The sequence below is a fragment of the Butyrivibrio sp. AE2032 genome, assembly GCF_000702965.1.
The window spans coordinates 237,064-256,291 of record NZ_JNLF01000002.1 but is presented as its reverse complement, the minus strand read 5'-3'; the positions used below and the strand labels follow the sequence as shown (position 1 = coordinate 256,291).

Genomic DNA, 19,228 nt, shown 5'->3' with positions numbered 1-19,228 from the left:
GTATAGTATAAATATCAAGATATATTTATTTTGGGCAGGATTATGAGAAAAACAAACGACATCAGAGTCGTCAGGACTCAAAAAGCACTTTTAGAAGCACTGGACCAACTGATAAAAACCAAGAAGCTCTCTTGCGTTTCGATAACCGAACTCTGTTCAGCAGCTGATATAAACCGTAATACTTTCTATTACCACTATAACAACATTAATGATCTTATTACCGAAAACAAACAGATACTGGAAGCTGAACTTAACGAAGTGCTCGATGTAAACAATACAAGGAGCCGCACCACAATAAACGAGATATGCAAGGTATTAAAGCGTCATCCTTTATTTTTATCTATACTTGTCTCCCCTAATTGTGACGTTGATCTGTTCGAAGAGATCTTCGGTATCGCTTCTGAAAAAGCCAGGATACAGATCGACAGACATAAAGATATCACTTCTGCCAGTGACTTATATTCAACATATTATTGCAATGCCGGATGCAATGCTGTATTAAGTGCATGGATCCGCAGCGGAATGAAAGAATCGCCGGACGAAGTTGCTGAAATTATCTCTTTATCTTCAAGAAAAGGCCCGATCTCGGTTCTTTTCCCTGAAGATTGATATTTCCTTTTTTGAGACTAAAGTCTGTTCAGGTGAATCTATTTCGAGAAATTCACCTGTTTTTTAACGCGTTTTTAATTCTTTGTATCTTTAATATATTTCCGGACTTTTTAAATAAAACATGTGCTATAAATTAAGTATATTTTAGATTTAGGACAACGCTCATGAAAAGATCAACAGACGTAAGAGTCGTCAGGACACAGATCGCATTACTCGAATCACTTGAGGAACTTCTTAAGACCAAGAAGCTCTCCTGTATCACGATCACTGAGCTGTGCAGTCTGGCCAAGATAAACCGCAACACATTCTATTATCACTATAACAACATCTTTGAGCTCCTTGATGAGCACAAGATGATTATGATCGATGACATTACTTCCATACTTGAAGAAAACAAAAAGCTGGATAGAGACAGTCTCATTAAACTCTGCAAGAGCATCAGACGTCATCCCCACTTCCTCAATATCATTATCTCACCAAACTGCGATCTGGATTTTTTCAATGAGATCTTTAAATTCGCAACCCAGATAACTTCCATCTCTGCCGAAAAGACGAAAAAGGATCTGACACCGCGCGACCAGTTGCTCTGCGCATACAACAATGCCGGTGCCAATGAGATCCTCCGCGTATGGATCATGAACGGGATGAAGGAATCTCCTGAAGAAGTCGCCGATGTCATTTGGGAAGTTTCAAAGCGCGGTGTATTCACGATGCTCTTCCCCGGCGAAAGATTTAACTAGAACCTTTATTAATTGTTTCCTGCATAGATAAAGCCGGTCGTTTTCCTTCTAGCGGCCGGCTTTATTGTTTTTTAGTTTTCGAAATGAATGCCTGAAGCGGTTATCTGATATGTCTTCCCCTGACTGGTCACCTGGAAGAGTTGCCAGTGCATATTTTAGAGAAAGATCACGCGTGTCATAAAAATATCAGTCGTCGTTCCCCAATGCATTCCAGATCATCGTGACAAGGATGACAACGGCAGCAAATATCAGCATAAAGAAACCTGCGCCGTCTTCAACCTTGTATTCCATCGTAGATTTTGAGCCTAATGCATTGAGAAATGAACCAGTGATACGCAATACCGCAGCGGCGCTCTCCCTGTTGATGGCGATGTTGACCACCGTGGATATCGTGACACCGATATTGATCAGAGATGCTATGACATACCCCTTCTTCAACCCGACGATCGTAGCACCTATAACAAATAAGTCGAGTACCAGGATTGCGATGCCGTAAATCGGATAAGCACTGAAAAGCGAGATATTACCGCCCTCTACAGTCTCGTAGTTCAACTGGATAACATAGCACGGGATAAATACCGCAGCAGCCGAGCAGAGACAAGCTAAGATCAAAAAGATCCTTCTTACATTCATATAACAACCTCCCTTATTCTGCTTTATTCGTATTCCGCCGAATAAAATAAACTTGATAAAGTGTACCATTGTTTATTTGGCTTGTGAATAGAAAACACCGCATCTTTGACTTTCTCAGAAGCAGCTTCAAAACCACGGCTAAAAACACGGTACAAGCCTAGTTTTTAGCCGAGTTTTCAAATCTGCAAAAACCAGGCTAAAAGTCCGGCTACTGCCGAGGTTTTAGCCGAGGTTTACTTCATCTTTCTGAAGCCTGGCTAAGGCGCAGTTTTGCAGGTCATGCAAATGAGCAGAAAAATCGGCAATAATGCGGCGCTGCCGAATCGTTTGCCGTATTTTTCGAGCATTATGAAGGAAAAATCTTGCAAAAGTAAGGCATAGCCGAATCTTTGCCGATTTTTTCAGATGCCGCATTCATATTTCAAATATCAGATGCCGCATTCATATTTCAAAATCCGGCAGCACTTAAATTCTGATGAACAAACTATTCCAAAACAAACCTGGGCATATTCTCTTCTGCACACATAACAAAAGGTGCTGCCCCTTTTGAGACAGCACCCTGGATAATTGAATTTACTTATATCAGCAGATCAGGCCGTAACTATCTTGCTCGCGCCCTCGAGGCCGTGTCTTTCAACTGCCTCTTCCCTCATCTTGTACTTGAGGATCTTGCCTGCTGCATTCATCGGGAATGAGTCGACGAAGTCAACATATCTCGGAACCTTGTGCTTTGCCATGTGTGTCATGACATATTCCTTGATCTCCTCTTCGGAGGACTCTTCACCGGGCTTCAGGATGACGCATGCCATGATCTCTTCGCCATAGTCGGCATCAGGAACGCCGATTACCTGGACGTCCTGGATCTTGGGATGTGTATAGAGGAAGTCTTCGATCTCCTTAGGGTAGATGTTCTCGCCGCCGCGGATGATCATGTCCTTGATACGTCCGGTGATCTTGTAGTAACCGTCTTCGGGTCTTCTGAGAGCGAGGTCACCGGAGTGGAGCCAGCCTTCCTCGTCGATGGCTGCAGCTGTTGCTTCGGGCATCTTGTAGTAGCCCTTCATGATATTGTAGCCTCTTGCGCAGAACTCGCCGGGCACACCGTCAGGAAGCTCTTCGCCTGTCTCGGGATCGACGATCTTTGTCTCGACGCCGAAGATGGAAGGTCCAACGGTATTGACTCTCTGCTCGATGGTGTCAGTAGTCTTACTCATTGTCGTTGCAGGAGATGCTTCCGTCTGACCGTATGTGATAACGATCTCGGGCATGTGCATCTTCTCGATAACTTCTTCCATCGTCTTGATCGGGCAAGGTGAACCTGCCATGATGCCTGTTCTCATGTGCGAAAAGTCGGTCTTCGGGAAGTTCTCGTGACCAAGCATTGCGATGAACATCGTGGGAACGCCGTGGAAGCAGGTGATCTTCTCCTGGTTGATGCAGTTCAGACCCTTTCTGGGAGAGAATGCGGTAATAGGAGACATCGTAACTGCGTGTGTTACTGAAGCGGTCATTGCAAGTACCATGCCGAAGCAGTGGAACATCGGAACCTGGATCATCATGCGGTCGAAGGATGACAGATCCATGCAGTCACCGATTGCCTTACCGTTATTTACAACGTTGTAGTGTGTGAGCATAACGCCCTTGGGGAATCCCGTCGTGCCGGATGTGTACTGCATGTTGCAGACATCGTGCTTGTCGATCGTGCGGCGGATCTTCTCTACTTCGCTGACGTTGACATTCTCTGCGAGCGCCGGGAGATCTTCCCAGTGGAAGCATCCGGGAACACGAGATTCACATGTGATTACGTTCTTTAATACAGGAAGTCTTGCTGCTTCGAGCTTGCCGGGTTCAGTGTCCTTCAGTTCAGGGCAGATCTCGTTGATTATCTGGATGTAATCGGAATCCTTGTACTTGTCGATCATTACGAGCGTACAAGTGTCGGACTGTCTGAGCAAGTACTCGATCTCGTGGATCTTGTAAGCCGTGTTTACTGTAACGAGTACGCAGCCGATCTTTGTTGCGGCCCAGAATGTCAGGTACCACTGGGGAACGTTGGTTGCCCAGATAGCGATGTGGTCTCCCTTCTTGCAGCCCATTGCGAGGAATGCGCGTGCCAGGTTGTCGACGTCGTTCCTGAACTCGGGATATGTTCTCGTATAATCGAGTTCTGTATATCTGAAAGCATACTGGTTCGGGAAGAGTTCGCAGATCTTGTCCAAAACATCCGGGAATGTCAGGTCGATCAGAGTCTCCTTGGGCCAGGGATAGTAACCTGTTCCCCTGTTGTCCAGGTGGAGTTCCGTCTTCTGCTTAGGCTTGTATGTCTCCATGTAGCCAGCGAAATGAGGAACTACGATACCCGCGCTTACGAGGTCTTTTGACCATCTGTAGACCCACTCGAGAGAAACGTAGCCGAGATAGTCGATGGACTGGAGAGCATCGAACATCTCCTTTAACGGCATGTCGCCTGTTCCCATGAGCTTATATGAGACCTTGCCGTCAACCATGACGGAGTCCTTAACGTGAACATGCTTGATGTATTCGCCGAGATTATTGACTGTCTCAGTCGGATTCTCACCCATGAATCTGTAAGGATGATGCATGTCCCAGAGAGCAGCGACCTTGCGGTTGCCGATCGTATCGAGGAGCTTCTTGAGTCTCTTGGTGTCTGCATAAACGCCGTTTGTCTCGATGAGGAGCGTTACGTTGTATTCCTCAGCGAAAGGAATGAGCTCTCTCATGATGGAGATGACTACTTCGTCGTCGATCTCCTTTTCGGGAGCGGGGTTCCTGTCGCCCAATACTCTGATGAAAGACGTGCCGAGCTTGGAAGCGAGCACGATATATGCCTTGATCTCTGCAATGGCCTTATCCTTGGTCTCAAGATTATTGACCGGCTCACCGGATGAGAGACACGGGATCTTAAGGTTCAGCTCCTTGAGCTTGGCGACGGTCTTGGGAAGCTCTGCATCAGTAAACGGAGGAGCCTTGACCGAGAAGATATCATTGCCGAGGCCTCTGATCTCAATACCGTTGAAATTGAAGTCCTTGGCCATGGAATAGATCTCCTGCCAGGAGAAGTCGGGACATGCGAGAGTCGAAAAACAAGTTAACATTTTTATTACCTCTTTTATTAAACAACCTTTGAATTATATAGGTTTATGGTCTTTTTGTAAAACATTCGCGTGATTTTCGGCCCTCCGCGAAAAGCCGGACAGATTAATAAGGCTGACTAGCAGCCTAGCAAATTTAGCAAAATGTTAAGGGATGAGCCTGCGGCTTCAAATGGTCCGGCGAAAGTGATAGAGAGGTCAGGACATACTGACGACGCTCTATAAGCGCCGTCTGTTAAGACGTCATTAAGATTGTCCCCTCCAAAGAGGTCTAAGATGATCTTCTCCATCTTTCATCTCAAAACCTGACCTTTTTCTATTTCGCGTTTTACGAAAACGCAATAACGTAATTATATATATTTTGTCCGCCTAAGCAAGAGAAAATCTCTGCCTGGGGGCAAGATTCCTTTATTAAATCTGTCATACCGTCAGCGATGGCCTTATCATCGTTGTTTCCGGCAAACACCATGACCGATTCGCAGTCAGCTGCCGAAGGGACTGTGGGAATGAACTTTGTAAGGCATTCCTTAAGATCAGAGGATGCGCATGTGATAAAGTCGTCATCCAAAACACCGATGTAATCGCCTGTATTTACGGAGATGCCGTTATAGACGCCCGTCTTGTCTGCCTTGGCGATGAGACCTGTGTGAACGCCCGAGAGAGCTTCGTTCATGGTCTTCTCGATCTCTTCAACTGACGCGGAAGGATCGATCAGAGAAAGTGCGAGATAGCCTTCTGCCAGGGACTTTGTAGGAACGATGTGGATCTTGCAGTCCTTCATGACTTCTTTAACCTTCTCGGCCGTCATGATGATGTTCTTGTTATTGGGCAGGATTATTATGTGCTTTGCGGACGCGTCGTTGCATGTCTCGCAGAGGCTCATGACCGATACGTTGTCGGACTGTCCGCCCTTTGCGATCTCGGTTACGCCCATTTCCTTAAAAAGATCGGCAAAACCGTCTCCGTCAGCTACGGCAACGATGGCAACATCCTTTTTGCCTGCGAAAACAGTCTCGTTATGCTGTATCGTCATGTTCTCTATCTTGAGCTTAACGAACTCGCCGTATCTGTGATAGTAAGCCATAACTGACTCAGGCTTTAATGTGTGGATGTGGACCTTTACCTGGTTGCCGTCTTTTACGAGAACGAGGGAGTTACCGAAGTCTCTCATGTCGGATCTTACTAGCGTTTCGTTGAATGAATCGATCTTGTCATCGTCGATCTGGATGATCATCTCGGTGCAGTAACCGAATTCCGCAAGACCTTCACCGCCCATTCCTTCTGCGGGTGCAGCTCCGGCAGGTACCGTCGCGACTGATGCGAACTCTGAAAGGTCGATGTCAAAAGAATCATCCAGAGCTTCGAGCATACCTGTTACGAGGCATACAAAGCCCATCGCGCCGGAATCCAGAACGTTGTATTCCTTAAGAACCGGAAGAAGTTCGGGTGTGTGCTTTAAGGATTCCTTTGCGCCTTCGACGATATCCGTCATGAACTGTTCGGTGGTCGTTTCCTCATCGAGATTATCCTCGGCATTCTCCTGTGCCTCGCGGCATACTGTCAGGAATGTGCCTTCAACTGGTTCTGCAACTGAGTTATATGCACTCTCGGTTCCTGCAAGGAATCCGGCATAGAGAGTTCCCGCGTTTACTTCGTCGAAATCCTTGAACGCTCTTAGGAAACCCTTGAGCCACTGTGAAAGGATTACACCGGAATTACCCTGTGAATTCATCAGGGCGCCCGTATAGAGCTTATCGAAATCTGATGACTCCAGTTCCCTGTCGCCGATCTCGAGCAGGACCTGCAGAACGCCGCTCATCGTCTTGTCCATATTTGTGCCCGTATCACCGTCAGGGATCGGGAAGACGTTCATGTCGTTTAATTCCTGCTTGTTATCAAGTATCTTCTTGGCACCGCCAATAAGCATTTTCTTTAAGACCGATAATTCCATGTATCCTTTACTCTTCCTGTTGTTATTCGTTATATGTTCAGACCTGCTCAGTCTTCGACTTTCCGAAGTAGTTGCAGATCAGCGTGCCGGGGCCTACAGAGACACCGACGATGGGGCCTATAACGTATTTTTTGACGTTGACGCCCTTTATCTTTGACTTTATCTCCATTTCGAGCTGTTCGGCATCGAAAAAGCAGTCGGCATGACCGATCCATACTGTCTGTTTCTCAGGTGACACGATATAGTTCGAAACATGATCGGCGATCTCGGTAAATGAGGATTTTCTACCCTTCACCTTTTTGACCGCCAGGTTCTGGCCTTTTGAGTCAGATATGATGATCGGCTTGACCGCAAAGAGGTTGCCGAAGAAAGCCGACGAAGCCGTTACCCTGCCCGCTTCCTTGAGATAAGACAAAGTCTCGGTCGTTGCGCACTGGTTATAGAAGAACTTGTTGTCTTCGAGCCATTCGCCGCACTCCTCGACTGTCTTGCCCTGGTCACGCATCTTCGCGCATTCGATCGCCAGCATTCCCTGCGCCATTCCGCTGATGAGTGAATCTATGCAGATGACCTTGCGGTCAGGGAACTCCTCGCGGAGCTCGTCCCTTACGATATAAGCGGTCTTGACCGAAGACGAGAGCGCCGAAGAACATGCGATGTAGATGATATCCTTTCCTTCGCTTAAGTGTGCTCTCATCTTGTCGGTAAAGTTCTTTACAGATACCTGTGCAGTCCTGTATTTGACGTCGTTCCTCATCGTTTCGTAGAACGCGTGGGCACCGATATCATTCCAGTCGAGAGAAGCCTGATAAGTCTTCTCTTCCGTGGAAAACTCCATCTCAAAATAATCGATGGAATACTCCTGTCTCAATTCCGGAGTCAGATCTGATGTTGAATCGGTAAGAACGTCAAATGTTGCCATGTCACTATAACACCTCGTTTATGAAGTCAGTAACCGCCTTGTCGTATCCTTCAAGATTCCTGATCCTTAAGTGGGAGTGTGCTCCCTCGTCGAACCAGACCATCTTTTTATTCTTAGAACCCGATACCTCATTGATCCTGTCGAAATACTTCGGCAGAGATGAGACGTCCTGTCTTCCGCAGATCATGAGCTGCGGTACTTCAACGTTCCTGATGGCTTTTATCGGAGTGTTGCCGAAAATGTCGATCCCGGCAAGCTTCTTAAAGAGAAGTCCCATCTGGAAACATACCGGAAATGAAGGCTTTCCGAGGTTTCTTGTCCTCTGGCAGAGAACGTTGTAGAACGAGATGAAAGGTCCTTCAAGAACGATGGCGTCGACCAGCGGGTTATGTTCGGAGGCCACATAGATGGCGGCTACCGAGCCGATGCAGATGCCGTGGATGACGAAGTGGTCGATCCCAAACTGCTCGTGAACAACTTTGAGCCATGAGGCAACGTCCTTTCCTTCGAGCATTCCCGCGCCGGTGTATCTTCCTTCGCTGAGGCCTGCGGCTCTCGGATCAACGACTATGATGTTGAACTTGTTCTTTTGATAAAGATCGGCGAAATAGTAACAGTATTTGCAAGTCTCGGCTCTGCCGGCCATTATGAGGCATGCCCTGTCGTACCCGAAGTCGAAATACTCGCCCTTCATCTTAAGACCGTCAAAAGCGGTCATCTCGATCTCCTTCATGTATGCGGCATTCTCGGTGCCCCACTTCATTCCGGTATCGAACATGACCGTGTGCTCGGCATTCTCGGGCGCGCTGTTTCCTCTCGCCCACTTATCCTTTGTTTCCCTGATGAACATGTTCGTATATTGCTTTTTGGCTATCTTCATGCAGTAAATCCACATGAAGATAAACCCGCCGCCTATGATGACGACAAGAGCAATTATGATTATCAGCGGCAAAGGATTAAAACCTGAGTTAGTCATTATAACTTAGCCTTGATCTCCTCTAAGATCTTGGTCTCCTCAACGAGTCCTTCGGAGATCTCCTTACCCATGTAGAAAGCAACTACCATGCCGGGGCCGATCGAAGAACCGTTAGCCATGCAGACTGTTGTGGGGATGATCTCCTCGGGATGGAACTCCTCACGGATGAGGTCCTGAAGCTGGAGCCACTGTGCCTTACGGAATGTGTGTGAAACGAAGATCCTCTTGGGGTTGGGCTCGATGGTAGCCTTCATGTATTCGATCATGGCAGCAAAGAGCTTCTTGTAGCCTGTTACTTTGGTGATGATCTGGTTCATGCCGTCTCTGTTGAACTCAGCGATAGGCTTGATGTTGATGAGAGATCCCATGAATGCGGATACGTTGGAGCAGCGTCCCATCTTGGCGAGGAACTTGAGGTCGTCAACCGTACCTGTCTGGTGGCATCTGTGCTTGTTCTCTTCGAGCCACTGAGCAACTTCTTCAATGGACTTGCCTTCCTTCTTCATATCACCTGCGAGCGAGCAGAGAAGTCCGTCACCGCCTGAATAACGGAGAGAGTCGACAACGATGATCTTTCTGTCGGGATACTTCTCCTGAAGGTTTGAAGCAGCCTTGCGGCATGCGTCATAAGTATTTGAAAGAGCGTGGGAAAGTGAGATGTTAAGGATATCTTTTCCCTGCTTGAGATACTTCTCGAAAAAAGCCTCCTGAATCTCAATGTTCTTGATTCCCGTTGTGTACATGGAATCCTTTGACATTGAAGTATAGAAGTCCTGAGGTGAGATATTCTCCCAGTCAAGCGTGGAATCTTCTGTGTGTCCGTCCGGGAATGTGATGTTTCCGGGAAGGTAATCATCGATTCCGAATCTCTCTCTAAGATCCTTTGTAAGGTCTGTGGAGCTGTCTGTGAGAATTACATAATCAGCCATTTCTGTTTCTCCTTATATAAATAATTATTTTGAAGACTTAATCATTGTAATAACATCGCCGACGGTCCTTGGCGTGTAGTCACCGTCAACCGGCAATGTTACCTTCAGCCTGCTCTCGATGTTCATGAGCATCACCTCGGAAGAGCGATCGTCTAATCCGAGTTCGGTGAGTTCAGAATCGGGAGTGATGTATTCGAGAGGGACATCAAAAGTCCTGTTCATGGTCTTATGTGTATCCGCAATAATGGAATACAGTTCCGGGATCATATCCATCTGTCCTACTTTCCCCCTGCCCTCGCGTTACGTGCCTCTTCGATCTCGCTGGAGATCTTGGCAAGATTAGCCTTCATCTCTGCCCTGATCTTCTTGATGTAGCTGTTCATCTGAGGCTTTGTTTCCGATATAGCCTGACGCCTGAGTTCATAGAGCTTTTCACGCATTATTTCATTGGCTTTATCGTACGATTCATTATCTGTTACAAGCCCTTCTTTGTCAAATTCTATGGGGTCTCCGACAACAAAGCACGTGGGCTTAAACAACTTATATGAAGTATGGATATAAACAGGTACGACGGGACGCTTTGTATAGATCGAAAGCATCGCAGGTCCCTTCATGAAATCAAGGAACTCATCGTCGTAATTCATGTGTCCTTCCGGGAAGATAATGAAAGGTTCGTGATTCTTTAAGCCATCCATCATTGTCTTTAAGGATTCCCAGTCAAATCCGGATCTGTCGAGAAGTACGCATCCCATGGCCTTTTCAAAGAATCCCCATGACTTGTTTACTTCTGCAACGTCCTTTGCGGCAAGGCTTCTGCAGTATACCCGGCGGAAAACGTAATAAAGCAATGCAGAGTCGATCCACCATGAGTGGTTTGCGACAATGACCATTCCCTTATCCATATATCTTGTTCCGCGTGCAAGATCACCATTATATGTGATCTTTGTTCTCATAAGGATCTTGATTCCGGGCCATGCGGTCGTCTTCATAAAGTTATAAAGGAACCCTGCATACTTCGGTCGCTTGAGCTTCTTGCCGTCAGCTATCATGAAGTTTCTTAAATAGAACTGTCTGTATTCCTCTGTCCTGTCCTGAAGGTCCTTAGTGAAAGCATTTGCCCTGTCCTGCAGGTTTTCGAGATCGTCCCTGGTCATGTAGGTATCGGGATACATGTAGCTTCCGATGAACATCAGGTCGCGCTTTCCCGGACCGATCCTTCCGTTATGGAAAACGGGAACGATAGGAACTCCCGCGCTCAGGGAAATGAGCGCTGCAGCCTGCTTGTATTCCAAAAGCTTTCCTTCTGTCTCAATGTGGCCTTCCGGGAAGATCAGGATGGAATGGCCCTTGTTTATCTGCTCGACGGCCTGATTGACCGCGTCCATGTTACCCGTTACCGCATCGACCTTTATGACGCCCATCGCCTTCATGAAGAACGTGAGGACGGGGCTGTAGTTATAAAACTGCGAACCAACGAGCACGTATTTCCTTCTGCCCGGGAACGCCAAAAGCGCCTCGACATAATCAAGGAAAGCTGTGTGGTTCATTGCTATGACCACGGGTCCTTTGTATTTTTCCTTCTTGTCTTTGCGCAGATAGATCTTCTTTATCGGAAAGAGGATCAATGCAGGGATTATGCTGTTGATGTAAAGGAGCCATCTGATAAGGAACATTATTCTCTGGTCTCCTTGCTCTGCTCGATCAGGTAATCGGCGATCGCCATGGGTGTGATCAGAGGCGTTTCCGTCATGTTGATCTGTCTGCCAGTGGCTTCAGATACTTTCGAGAGAAGCTCGACATACTGCATCGAATCTCCGCCGAGAGAAATGAAATTAGATGTATCAGTAATCTCGGAACGGTCTTTGTTCAGGACTTCAGCGAAAACGTCGCACACTTTGCCGATGAGCTCGGTATACTCAGCGCTTCTCGTACGTGAGACCTCCTCGTCAGTAGGTCTCGTGCATTCGGTTGCAAAGAGCTCAGATTTCTCGAGCTTCTCAGCAAGAACCTTACGGTCAATGCCCTTAAAGTTCTCGGGCATGTTGCCGATGAGATTTAATACCCTGACCGGTCTTTCTGACATCGTGAGAGTATCTATCGAATTGAATACGGCTTTAAGCGAGGATGCCTTCTCGAAAGCGCCCATCGTGCCGTCGTCAGCGAGAACGAGACACATGATCTTCTCTTCGCATCCGGGGAGCTTTGCGTTGATCATGGCTTCCTGAGTGAATGCTCCCTTGTCGATCCTGGACTCGATCTCTTCAGGTGAGATATTCTCGCCGTTGGGTCCGATGATGACGTCGTCCAGACGGCCTATTATGTGAAGTCTTCCCGTCTCGTCGATATTAACGAGGTCGTTCGTTGGATAGTAATCTTCATTGAACTCCGTAAACTTTCCATCTACATAGATGCCGTTCATCGTGTGATCCTTCGGGATCAGGAGCTCGCCTTCATCGCTGATCTTATAAGCGACATTGCTGAAGATCTTACCTGTGCTCGTGCCGTTCCTGAACTGGGCTTTTCTTGAGAGTTCGACGCTTAAGACGCCGCACTCGGTAAGGCCGTAGCCTGCATAGATGGAATAACCCAGACCGTTAAGGACTTCCAGAGTCCTGGGCGAGATGAATCCGCCGCCGGAGATAAGGAATGTAGCCCTCTCTCCCAAAAGCTGTCTTCTAACTTTCTTGAAAATGACCTTACGTACAAAGACAGGTCCTAAGAGCGGGAAAATGTTCTGAAGCTTATTCGAAAACTTTATAGCCTTGTTGAACTTCTCTGTCTTACCCTGCTTTGCTACTTCCCTCTCAAGCGATGCTACTGTCTTGTTCCAGACAAGCGGGATCGCGAAGAAATGCGTGACGCCGATGCGCTTACAGACGTACTGGATGCTCTGGGCGTCGTATTTCGGAAGGAAAACAAATCCTCTTCCGAAGAACATGAACCACATCAAAGTCGCGATGAGACCGAAGATGTGATAGAAAGGCAGGAATGCCAGATTATGTATGTCGAGCTTGGCATTATACTGTATCGACTGGTTTGTCTTAACGATATCGCCGCTCATCTCGACCTGAAGGCAGATCGTCTTTCCACTGTGCGATATGATCTTCGGCTTTGATGTAGAGCCTGAAGTGATGAGAATTATCTCATCTGCCCAGTTGACCATGGACTTGTCGAACTTCACGCCCTTGCCTGCTTCGAGGAGTTCCTTTACGGAAACTGCGCGGTTTACTCTAACGTCTTCCGAGACGACGAAAACGGGATCCATGTCCTTGATGATGTCGTTCGTGATGCCGATGTTATGTCTTGTGTTAAGAAGGATCGGCCTGAAGCCTGCCTGCAAAAGTCCCCAGAAAAGAGCGACCCAGTCAGCGGAGTTTTCGAGAAATATGCCGACGAAATTATTGTTTCCGCCCTTGCCGTACGTGACGGCTGCCTTTGTGAACTCATCGACTCTCTCGTAAAGTTCGTAATAAGACATCTGACGGATCTGTCCGTCTTCGAGCCACTCTCCGAATCTCTCGCTCGTAAATCTGTTCTTGATTATCGTGTATATCGACTCAAACGTCTGCGGCGCGTTTTTCAGCGCTTCTATGTTTTCAGTAACAATTGAAGAGACCATTATCCCTTATATTCCCCAAACCTTTCTTACTTGATCGCACATCTCGAGTATCGACGCCTGTGCCTGAGGCAGGATGCCGAAATAATCGAGGAAAGCGTGTGAGACACCCATGTATCTGATGTGCTCATTAGGAACTCCGGCTTTGTCCAAAAGTGTTGAATAGTATTCGGCCTGGATGCGGAGTCCGTCATATTCTGCCGTAAACACGCCCGTATAAGGCATTACACTCAGATCGGCATATATCGGACTGATGTCGGGATTGCGCTTAACTTCCTCATATCTTCCGCCTGAATAAGCCATGAGGATATTAGCCATGAGCTCGTTGTTTCCTTTGCCGTCGGCACGTCCCAGCTGCAGACGGGACTCGATAAGTTCCCTCTGCTCGTCAGCGATGTTGTACATGTCGAGACTCCAGTCGTAGAGAGCATCCTGTGAGTAAAGATCAACACAGGGATAGAAGAGGCCTGCATAGCTGATCTTTGCTTCCGACTTGTTATCGAGGATAGCCGCGAGCGCGAGATTTGCTCCTGCGGAGTCGCCGAAAAGTCCAATCTTTTCTCTATCTATGTTCAGCGCATCGGCGTTCTCATAGACGTATGCAATAACGCCGCAGATGTCTTCGATGGCAGCAGGATAAACATTCTCGGGAGCGAGGCTGTATTCGACGTTAAATACCATGCATCCGAGGTTTTCTGCCGTATATCTGCAGGGTTCCTTGTAGAACTCCGCTTTTGAAGCCATAAAAGAACCGCCGTGTATGTATATCATGACGGGCAGTTTTCCCGTTAACTCAGCAAGCTTATAAGAAAAGACCTTGATGTTCCTGCCGTTGACTTCTACTTCAAAGGAATCCTCATCGATAGCCTTAGTGCACATATCCTGACAGTAAGTCTTTGTCGTCTGACGGAGTCCCTCGACCGAGAACTTCATGGGGATGGATTTCTGGAAAGCATAGATCGCGCTCCTGATGAAGAACTCCCTCGGATCCATCTTCCCTTCAAAGTCACCCGCATCCGGAACGGGATGCGCTACGACATCGCGGCCGTATGCTTCTACAAGACCGCCCGATGTCACTATGCTCTCAACCAGTTCAAATTTGCATTTTTCCATAGATCAAACCTTTCCCAGTATTCCTGATCTGCCAAACACATAGCTTAGCACTAAAATAACGATTAGAGACAAGACGCCGCCCAGGAACATAAACCATCCCTGATAGTAGAACAGAAGCATGATCAGCGTCGCGATGCAGTACTTGATGGAACAAGTGATGTAGTAGATGACGCTGATCTTCTGCCTGTGCCTGATACCGGCCGAAAAAACGTTTAGCACGGCGTGCATCGCCGTTACCCAAACGTATATGCCTATGAGCCAATAGTAAAAGTGCGGAATGCCGAACCATACTATGACCGAAACAGTAAGCGTATAGAGCGTATAAAGCAGCGCCGAGATAAGACCATAAGCCCATAAAGATTTCTGTATCCTTATGGTATCCTTTATCGGTCTGAAATGAGTATTCTTGTTGTTGTTCTCGTAAATGGTCTTTATGTCGATGCCGGTGACCTTCATGCCCTCTTTGTGAGCGGTCGCGAGAACGTTGAGCTCATACTCGTATTTGTTGCCCGGAATGTCCTGGAGCCACATGCAGAGCCTTGTAGGAAACCCTCTGAGACCTGACTGGTTATCTCTCAGATAAACGCCCGTAACGATCGTATAAACGATCTTGGACATGTCGTTGCCGATCCTGGACTTGATCGGGATCTTTTCCGAAAGGTCCCTCATGCCGAGAACGATACCGTCGGTCTTCCTCGTCAGATGTGCCACACGCTCGATATCCTCGATCGCATGCTGTCCGTCTGAGTCAGCCGTGACGATATAATCGACCTCGTCGCTCAAATTGTTGCCGATATACTCAAATCCGCGCTTAAGGGCATAACCCTTGCCCTTGTTGATCTTGTATCCGATGACGTCGGCATAGACAGCCGCACGCTTAAAGAATTCGTCGCATCTTTCAAGGCTTCCGTCATTAACGGCAACGACCTTGAATCCTCGGCGGTTGAGTTCCTCCACGAGGCGCAGGAACTTCGCGTCAGGATTATAAACAGGCAAAAGCACAGCAGTCTTCATCTGGCAGAAACTTCCTTACACCTTCCTCTTAAACCCGAAGCACATATGGGTCCAAGCATAAACTAACAGCATATTCTACTATATTTATTTAAATTAATAAATAAAAATGCACGTTCTGTATATTAAAGCTACACTTCATCTCAGAAAAACATTCAATCAGAGAAGAATAATTAACGTTCTTTTTCCTGCTGACAAAAACAAAGGACCTCTTATAAGATCCTTTGCAAGAATAATCATTTTGTATATACAGTTTATGCTGTCTGCGCTTCTGCAAGTTCCCTTACTTTATCGAGAGGGAGACCTAAAAATTCTGCTATATCTTCAAGAGAAAGCTTTCCAGACTCGATCATCTTTTTAGCATACTCAATCGTCGCTTCCGAGACGGCTTCGTTCCTCATATCTTCTAAAGAATCAAACATACGCTCAACTCCTTTCTCAGACTCCTTGAAGTATCTGACTTTTTCAGATAATTCCTTGTAGTTCATGTCTTTTGCTTCCGTGCAGAAGAAGTCGCTCATGAGCTTGGCTAGTGCCGTGTCAGATCCTTTCATCGCACCGTTCACATATATGATATGCTCTCCATCATTGAAAGGCAATTCGAAGTCAGATTCAAAACAAAGGACCTCTGACGAGATCCTTTGAATGTAATCGTTTATTTGTAGTTAGTGCTTATGCGGTTTTTGCTTCTGCAAGCTCTTTTACTTTATCGAGGGGGAGCCCGGAATAAGAAGCAATGTCCTCCAAAGAAAGTTTTCCGCCTGCGATCATCTTAAGAGCAGTTTGAGTATTTGCTTCTAGTATAGCCTGGTTTCTCAAATCTTCTAATGAATCAAACATACGCTCAACTCCTTTCTCAGATTCCTTAAAGTATCTGACCTTTTCAGATAAAGCCGCATAGTTCATGTCTTTTGCTTCCGTGCAGAAGAAATCACTCATGAGCTTGGCTAGTGCCGTGTCAGATCCTTTCATTGCACCGTTCACATATATGATATGCTCTCCGTCATTGAAAGGCAAATAATCGCCTTCGACTATATGTCTCTCTATGTGATAAATTGGCTTGTTCAAACCTAAGACATCATTCTCCGTAATGAAGATAACATAGCTCTCACGAATGCCCTGCCAAGACTCGCCTTGTGCCAGCATATTTGAATCGAGCATGCTCGAGTGGTATCGTGCGCGCTTTCTGTCTGCTCCAGCGTCTGCACGCTGGACTTCAACGTTGTAAAGTGCTCCTTCTTTGTCTGTTGCAAGTATGTCGAGCCAGACATCGCGTCCCTTAAGGTTCTTCATTATCTTCTGAGCCTTAACCTCTGTTACCGTGAGGTCGTCCCTGTCGAGTATGATGCTCAAGAGGAGCTGTGCGCCCTCGATGTTGCCGTCGAAGCAGACAGTCATGAAGACGTCGTCGATGAGCCTCAAACCTCTGATCCTCTGCATGATCTCCTGGTAGTGCTGATCATTGTAATCTGTCATAAAAGAAACCTCCTTAAACATTTGATTTTCAAGAGCATAACATAGAGACACTTCCAATAATGGGACTATCATAATTAGAACAAACAAAATTGCGCGCTATGATAAAACACAAAAACGGATTGGCCGCAAAAGTGAACTTTGAGGTAGCACCTGCAGGCCTGTCAGTAAAGGCGCGGCTTGACGCCTTGGCTTGCGCCAGCCTTGACTGCCAAGCCTTATGCAGGTGCTTTAAAAGTTTACAAGAGGCGGTGCCGCCTCCTGCATCAAAGATGCCTTGTCGGATCTTGCAAATAGATTTTTCTGTTTCTCGGCGACAAAGTACGACAAGGAACCGACATGAAAACACTAAAGTTTCCTTACAAAAACCGACAATACCGACACAGTATTACGTAAACCGGCAGGGAATCATACAAACAAACGACAAAAAATCTGAAATAACCGACACGCAAATAGGGGCCGGAACATAGTCTATTTGCTGTGAAAATCTATCCTCTGATTGCAGATATTTAAGGCTGCCGGACGGTGTGTGATTATGAGCACCGTTCTGTCAGTCATAGCCTTGAGATTATCCAGGAGCATGCTCTCGGTCGATTCATCCAGTGCGCTCGTCGATTCGTCGAGCATGAGTATCGGGCGGTTGCTGCAGATGGCTCGTGCGATGGCGATCCTCTGCATCTGCCCTTCAGACAGGCCGGAACCTCTTTCGCCAAGCGGAGTATCAAGGCCTTTAGGCAGTTCTTTAACGAAGTCTTCGGCGCAGGCAATGCGCAGAGAATTCCAGATGGCTTCGTCATCAAAAGACTTATCGCCGAAGGATACAACTTCACGTATGGTACCACTGAACAGCAGGTTTTCCTGGGGAACGTAAGCAAAGAGCGAGCGCCATTCAGGCGTGAGTGGCGTTTTCGAGCCGTTCTTGCCAACAATGGATACCTCACCTTTATCGAGTTTGTAAAGCCCCATCAGGATGTTCATGCAGGTACTCTTTCCGCATCCGGATTCGCCCGTGAATGCGACATAATCGCCTTTATTTATCGTCAGTGAGAAATCATCAAGCACGTTGTCGTCGTCATCGTAATGGAAATATGCATTCTCGATGCAGATGGCGGTCATGTCCTCGTGATAGTAACGGTTTGCTTCAGTAGCGGGAACAGCCTCGCCCTGAAGATCGGGTTCGAACTTCTCGATCTCCATCATACGCTCGGCACTGGCGACCATATTGAAGAACTGAGGAAGTCCGTGTGACACTTCTGCCATCGGATAATCGACCTGGCGCACGAGCTGCAGGATAGCGAGCATGGTACCGTATGTCATAAGTCCGTCGTAGATCCTTATGCCGCAGATCAAGACTGCAATGTAATAACCGACGCGGACGATGCCGTAGATCCCTGTGGCGCATGTTGCGACGAATCTGGCTCTCCTTAACCGCGCCGATACGATCTTATCGAGCTTTTTGTCTGCAATCGCGGTCATCTCATTTTCTTTGGTAAACGTCCTGATGACAGGCATTCCGCTCAATGACTCCGTGAAGAAACTGTAAGCCTCACCTTCGTAGCCCTGTACTTCCTTGTGATAGTTCTTGAGCCTCGTCCTCAGGAACAAAGACAATCCGACCATGAAAGCGCCAAGCGGAACTATTATCCATGCGACGCCCGGCATTATGAGGAACAGTGATACGACGGCGCAGACGAGCTGTACGATGAGGCCGGCAGTGCTCGGGATTATCGTGGTGATAGCATTGGCAATGACCGCAGAATCGGAATTGATCCTGGTCATCCACTCACCCGTATGCACCTTTACGACGTCAGGATAAGAGCGGCGCAAAAGTTCGCCGAACGCGCGCTCCCTTAAATGCTTGGTTATCTTTGCTGTAGGTTTCTCGACGAAGTACTGAGCGCACCAGTAGAGCACAATGGCAAGAACGATGAGGCAGCAGACAAACACAGCGCTCGTAACGAGCTTATCCATATCGTGCGCTACTGCGGCATCGACGATATTGCGCAGAAGGAACGCGAAAACCACGCCTTCGGCGCCCTGAAGGATCTTAACTATGAACAGAAATAAAAGATCGCCCATGGCGGATCTGGACCTTTGGAAGATCCATTTAAGAGTAGATTTTTTAACCTTCTTCTCTTTCAT

At 47.2% G+C, this 19,228-nt stretch carries 16 protein-coding genes; 2 read left to right on the top strand and 14 right to left on the bottom strand.

All coding sequences use genetic code 11. The features are described 5' to 3' along the window. Nucleotides 1–42 precede the first annotated feature (42 nt). Nucleotides 43–609, top strand: coding sequence for a TetR/AcrR family transcriptional regulator (locus tag BO18_RS32225; protein WP_051688403.1), 567 nt, complete (start codon nt 43–45; stop codon nt 607–609). Between the two features lie 164 nt (nt 610–773). Continuing rightward, nucleotides 774–1,349, top strand: coding sequence for a TetR-like C-terminal domain-containing protein (locus BO18_RS01075; protein WP_034442513.1), 576 nt, complete (start codon nt 774–776; stop codon nt 1,347–1,349). 186 nt (nt 1,350–1,535) lie between these two features. Here the strand turns inward: BO18_RS01075 and BO18_RS01070 are convergent, their stop codons facing one another. The 14 genes from BO18_RS01070 to BO18_RS01000 all read right to left on the bottom strand — a co-directional run bounded on the left by BO18_RS01070 (nt 1,536) and on the right by BO18_RS01000 (nt 19,228). Further along, on the bottom strand, nt 1,536–1,982 hold the full coding sequence (locus BO18_RS01070; RefSeq protein ID WP_034442511.1) for a hypothetical protein: 447 nt from the start codon (nt 1,980–1,982) through the stop codon (nt 1,536–1,538). A 590-nt stretch (nt 1,983–2,572) separates the two neighbouring features. Further along, complete coding sequence (locus BO18_RS01065; RefSeq protein WP_034442508.1) at nt 2,573–5,098, bottom strand: AMP-binding protein; 2,526 nt, start codon at nt 5,096–5,098, stop codon at nt 2,573–2,575. Nucleotides 5,099–5,423: 325 nt separating this feature from the next. After that, nucleotides 5,424–7,046 carry a DAK2 domain-containing protein gene (locus tag BO18_RS01060; RefSeq protein WP_034442506.1) on the bottom strand — a complete coding sequence of 541 codons (1,623 nt, stop codon included), beginning with the start codon at nt 7,044–7,046 and terminating at the stop codon, nt 5,424–5,426. 37 nt (nt 7,047–7,083) lie between these two features. Continuing rightward, complete coding sequence (locus BO18_RS01055) at nt 7,084–7,968, bottom strand: DegV family protein (RefSeq protein WP_034442503.1); 885 nt, start codon at nt 7,966–7,968, stop codon at nt 7,084–7,086. Between the two features lie 4 nt (nt 7,969–7,972). Further along, a complete protein-coding gene (locus BO18_RS01050; protein WP_034442500.1) occupies nt 7,973–8,944 on the bottom strand; it encodes an alpha/beta hydrolase in 972 nt (323 codons plus the stop codon). Next, nucleotides 8,944–9,873, bottom strand: a complete 930-nt coding sequence (locus tag BO18_RS01045) for a DegV family protein (RefSeq protein ID WP_051688402.1) — start codon at nt 9,871–9,873, stop codon at nt 8,944–8,946. The genes BO18_RS01050 and BO18_RS01045 overlap by 1 nt, the downstream gene beginning before the upstream one ends. Before the next feature lie 24 nt (nt 9,874–9,897). Beyond that, the gene (locus BO18_RS01040; RefSeq protein WP_034442497.1) at nt 9,898–10,146 is read right to left on the bottom strand and encodes an acyl carrier protein; all 249 of its coding nucleotides are present in this window, start codon (nt 10,144–10,146) and stop codon (nt 9,898–9,900) included. 5 nt (nt 10,147–10,151) lie between these two features. Next, the gene (locus BO18_RS01035) at nt 10,152–11,546 is read right to left on the bottom strand and encodes a lysophospholipid acyltransferase family protein (RefSeq protein WP_034442494.1); all 1,395 of its coding nucleotides are present in this window, start codon (nt 11,544–11,546) and stop codon (nt 10,152–10,154) included. Then, complete coding sequence (locus tag BO18_RS01030) at nt 11,546–13,492, bottom strand: AMP-binding protein (protein WP_034442491.1); 1,947 nt, start codon at nt 13,490–13,492, stop codon at nt 11,546–11,548. The genes BO18_RS01035 and BO18_RS01030 overlap by 1 nt, the downstream gene beginning before the upstream one ends. Before the next feature lie 6 nt (nt 13,493–13,498). Beyond that, nucleotides 13,499–14,602, bottom strand: coding sequence for an alpha/beta hydrolase (locus BO18_RS01025; protein ID WP_034442488.1), 1,104 nt, complete (start codon nt 14,600–14,602; stop codon nt 13,499–13,501). A gap of 3 nt (nt 14,603–14,605) precedes the next feature. Then, nucleotides 14,606–15,616: a glycosyltransferase family 2 protein gene (locus BO18_RS01020; RefSeq protein WP_034442485.1), complete on the bottom strand. Its 1,011-nt coding sequence runs from the start codon at nt 15,614–15,616 to the stop codon at nt 14,606–14,608. A 251-nt stretch (nt 15,617–15,867) separates the two neighbouring features. Then, nucleotides 15,868–16,167: a hypothetical protein gene (locus tag BO18_RS01015; protein ID WP_185752309.1), complete on the bottom strand. Its 300-nt coding sequence runs from the start codon at nt 16,165–16,167 to the stop codon at nt 15,868–15,870. A 118-nt stretch (nt 16,168–16,285) separates the two neighbouring features. Beyond that, nucleotides 16,286–17,089 carry a PD-(D/E)XK nuclease family transposase gene (locus BO18_RS01010; RefSeq protein ID WP_034442482.1) on the bottom strand — a complete coding sequence of 268 codons (804 nt, stop codon included), beginning with the start codon at nt 17,087–17,089 and terminating at the stop codon, nt 16,286–16,288. A gap of 468 nt (nt 17,090–17,557) precedes the next feature. Beyond that, nucleotides 17,558–19,228, bottom strand: coding sequence for an ABC transporter ATP-binding protein (locus tag BO18_RS01000; protein WP_034442475.1), 1,671 nt, complete (start codon nt 19,226–19,228; stop codon nt 17,558–17,560).

What these genes read in the sequence shown, in the direction of transcription:
- BO18_RS01025 (WP_034442488.1), bottom strand. Translation starts at nt 14,602, where the DNA reads ATGGAAAAATGCAAATTTGAACTGGTTGAGAGCATAGTGACATCGGGC.
- BO18_RS01000 (WP_034442475.1), bottom strand. Translation starts at nt 19,228, where the DNA reads ATGAAAGAGAAGAAGGTTAAAAAATCTACTCTTAAATGGATCTTCCAA.
- BO18_RS01010 (WP_034442482.1), bottom strand. Translation starts at nt 17,089, where the DNA reads ATGACAGATTACAATGATCAGCACTACCAGGAGATCATGCAGAGGATC.
- BO18_RS01020 (WP_034442485.1), bottom strand. Translation starts at nt 15,616, where the DNA reads ATGAAGACTGCTGTGCTTTTGCCTGTTTATAATCCTGACGCGAAGTTC.
- BO18_RS01050 (WP_034442500.1), bottom strand. Translation starts at nt 8,944, where the DNA reads ATGACTAACTCAGGTTTTAATCCTTTGCCGCTGATAATCATAATTGCT.
- BO18_RS01040 (WP_034442497.1), bottom strand. Translation starts at nt 10,146, where the DNA reads ATGGATATGATCCCGGAACTGTATTCCATTATTGCGGATACACATAAG.
- BO18_RS01015 (WP_185752309.1), bottom strand. Translation starts at nt 16,167, where the DNA reads ATGAAAGGATCTGACACGGCACTAGCCAAGCTCATGAGCGACTTCTTC.
- BO18_RS32225 (WP_051688403.1), top strand. Translation starts at nt 43, where the DNA reads ATGAGAAAAACAAACGACATCAGAGTCGTCAGGACTCAAAAAGCACTT.
- BO18_RS01060 (WP_034442506.1), bottom strand. Translation starts at nt 7,046, where the DNA reads ATGGAATTATCGGTCTTAAAGAAAATGCTTATTGGCGGTGCCAAGAAG.
- BO18_RS01065 (WP_034442508.1), bottom strand. Translation starts at nt 5,098, where the DNA reads ATGTTAACTTGTTTTTCGACTCTCGCATGTCCCGACTTCTCCTGGCAG.
- BO18_RS01070 (WP_034442511.1), bottom strand. Translation starts at nt 1,982, where the DNA reads ATGAATGTAAGAAGGATCTTTTTGATCTTAGCTTGTCTCTGCTCGGCT.
- BO18_RS01030 (WP_034442491.1), bottom strand. Translation starts at nt 13,492, where the DNA reads ATGGTCTCTTCAATTGTTACTGAAAACATAGAAGCGCTGAAAAACGCG.
- BO18_RS01075 (WP_034442513.1), top strand. Translation starts at nt 774, where the DNA reads ATGAAAAGATCAACAGACGTAAGAGTCGTCAGGACACAGATCGCATTA.
- BO18_RS01045 (WP_051688402.1), bottom strand. Translation starts at nt 9,873, where the DNA reads ATGGCTGATTATGTAATTCTCACAGACAGCTCCACAGACCTTACAAAG.
- BO18_RS01035 (WP_034442494.1), bottom strand. Translation starts at nt 11,546, where the DNA reads ATGTTCCTTATCAGATGGCTCCTTTACATCAACAGCATAATCCCTGCA.
- BO18_RS01055 (WP_034442503.1), bottom strand. Translation starts at nt 7,968, where the DNA reads ATGGCAACATTTGACGTTCTTACCGATTCAACATCAGATCTGACTCCG.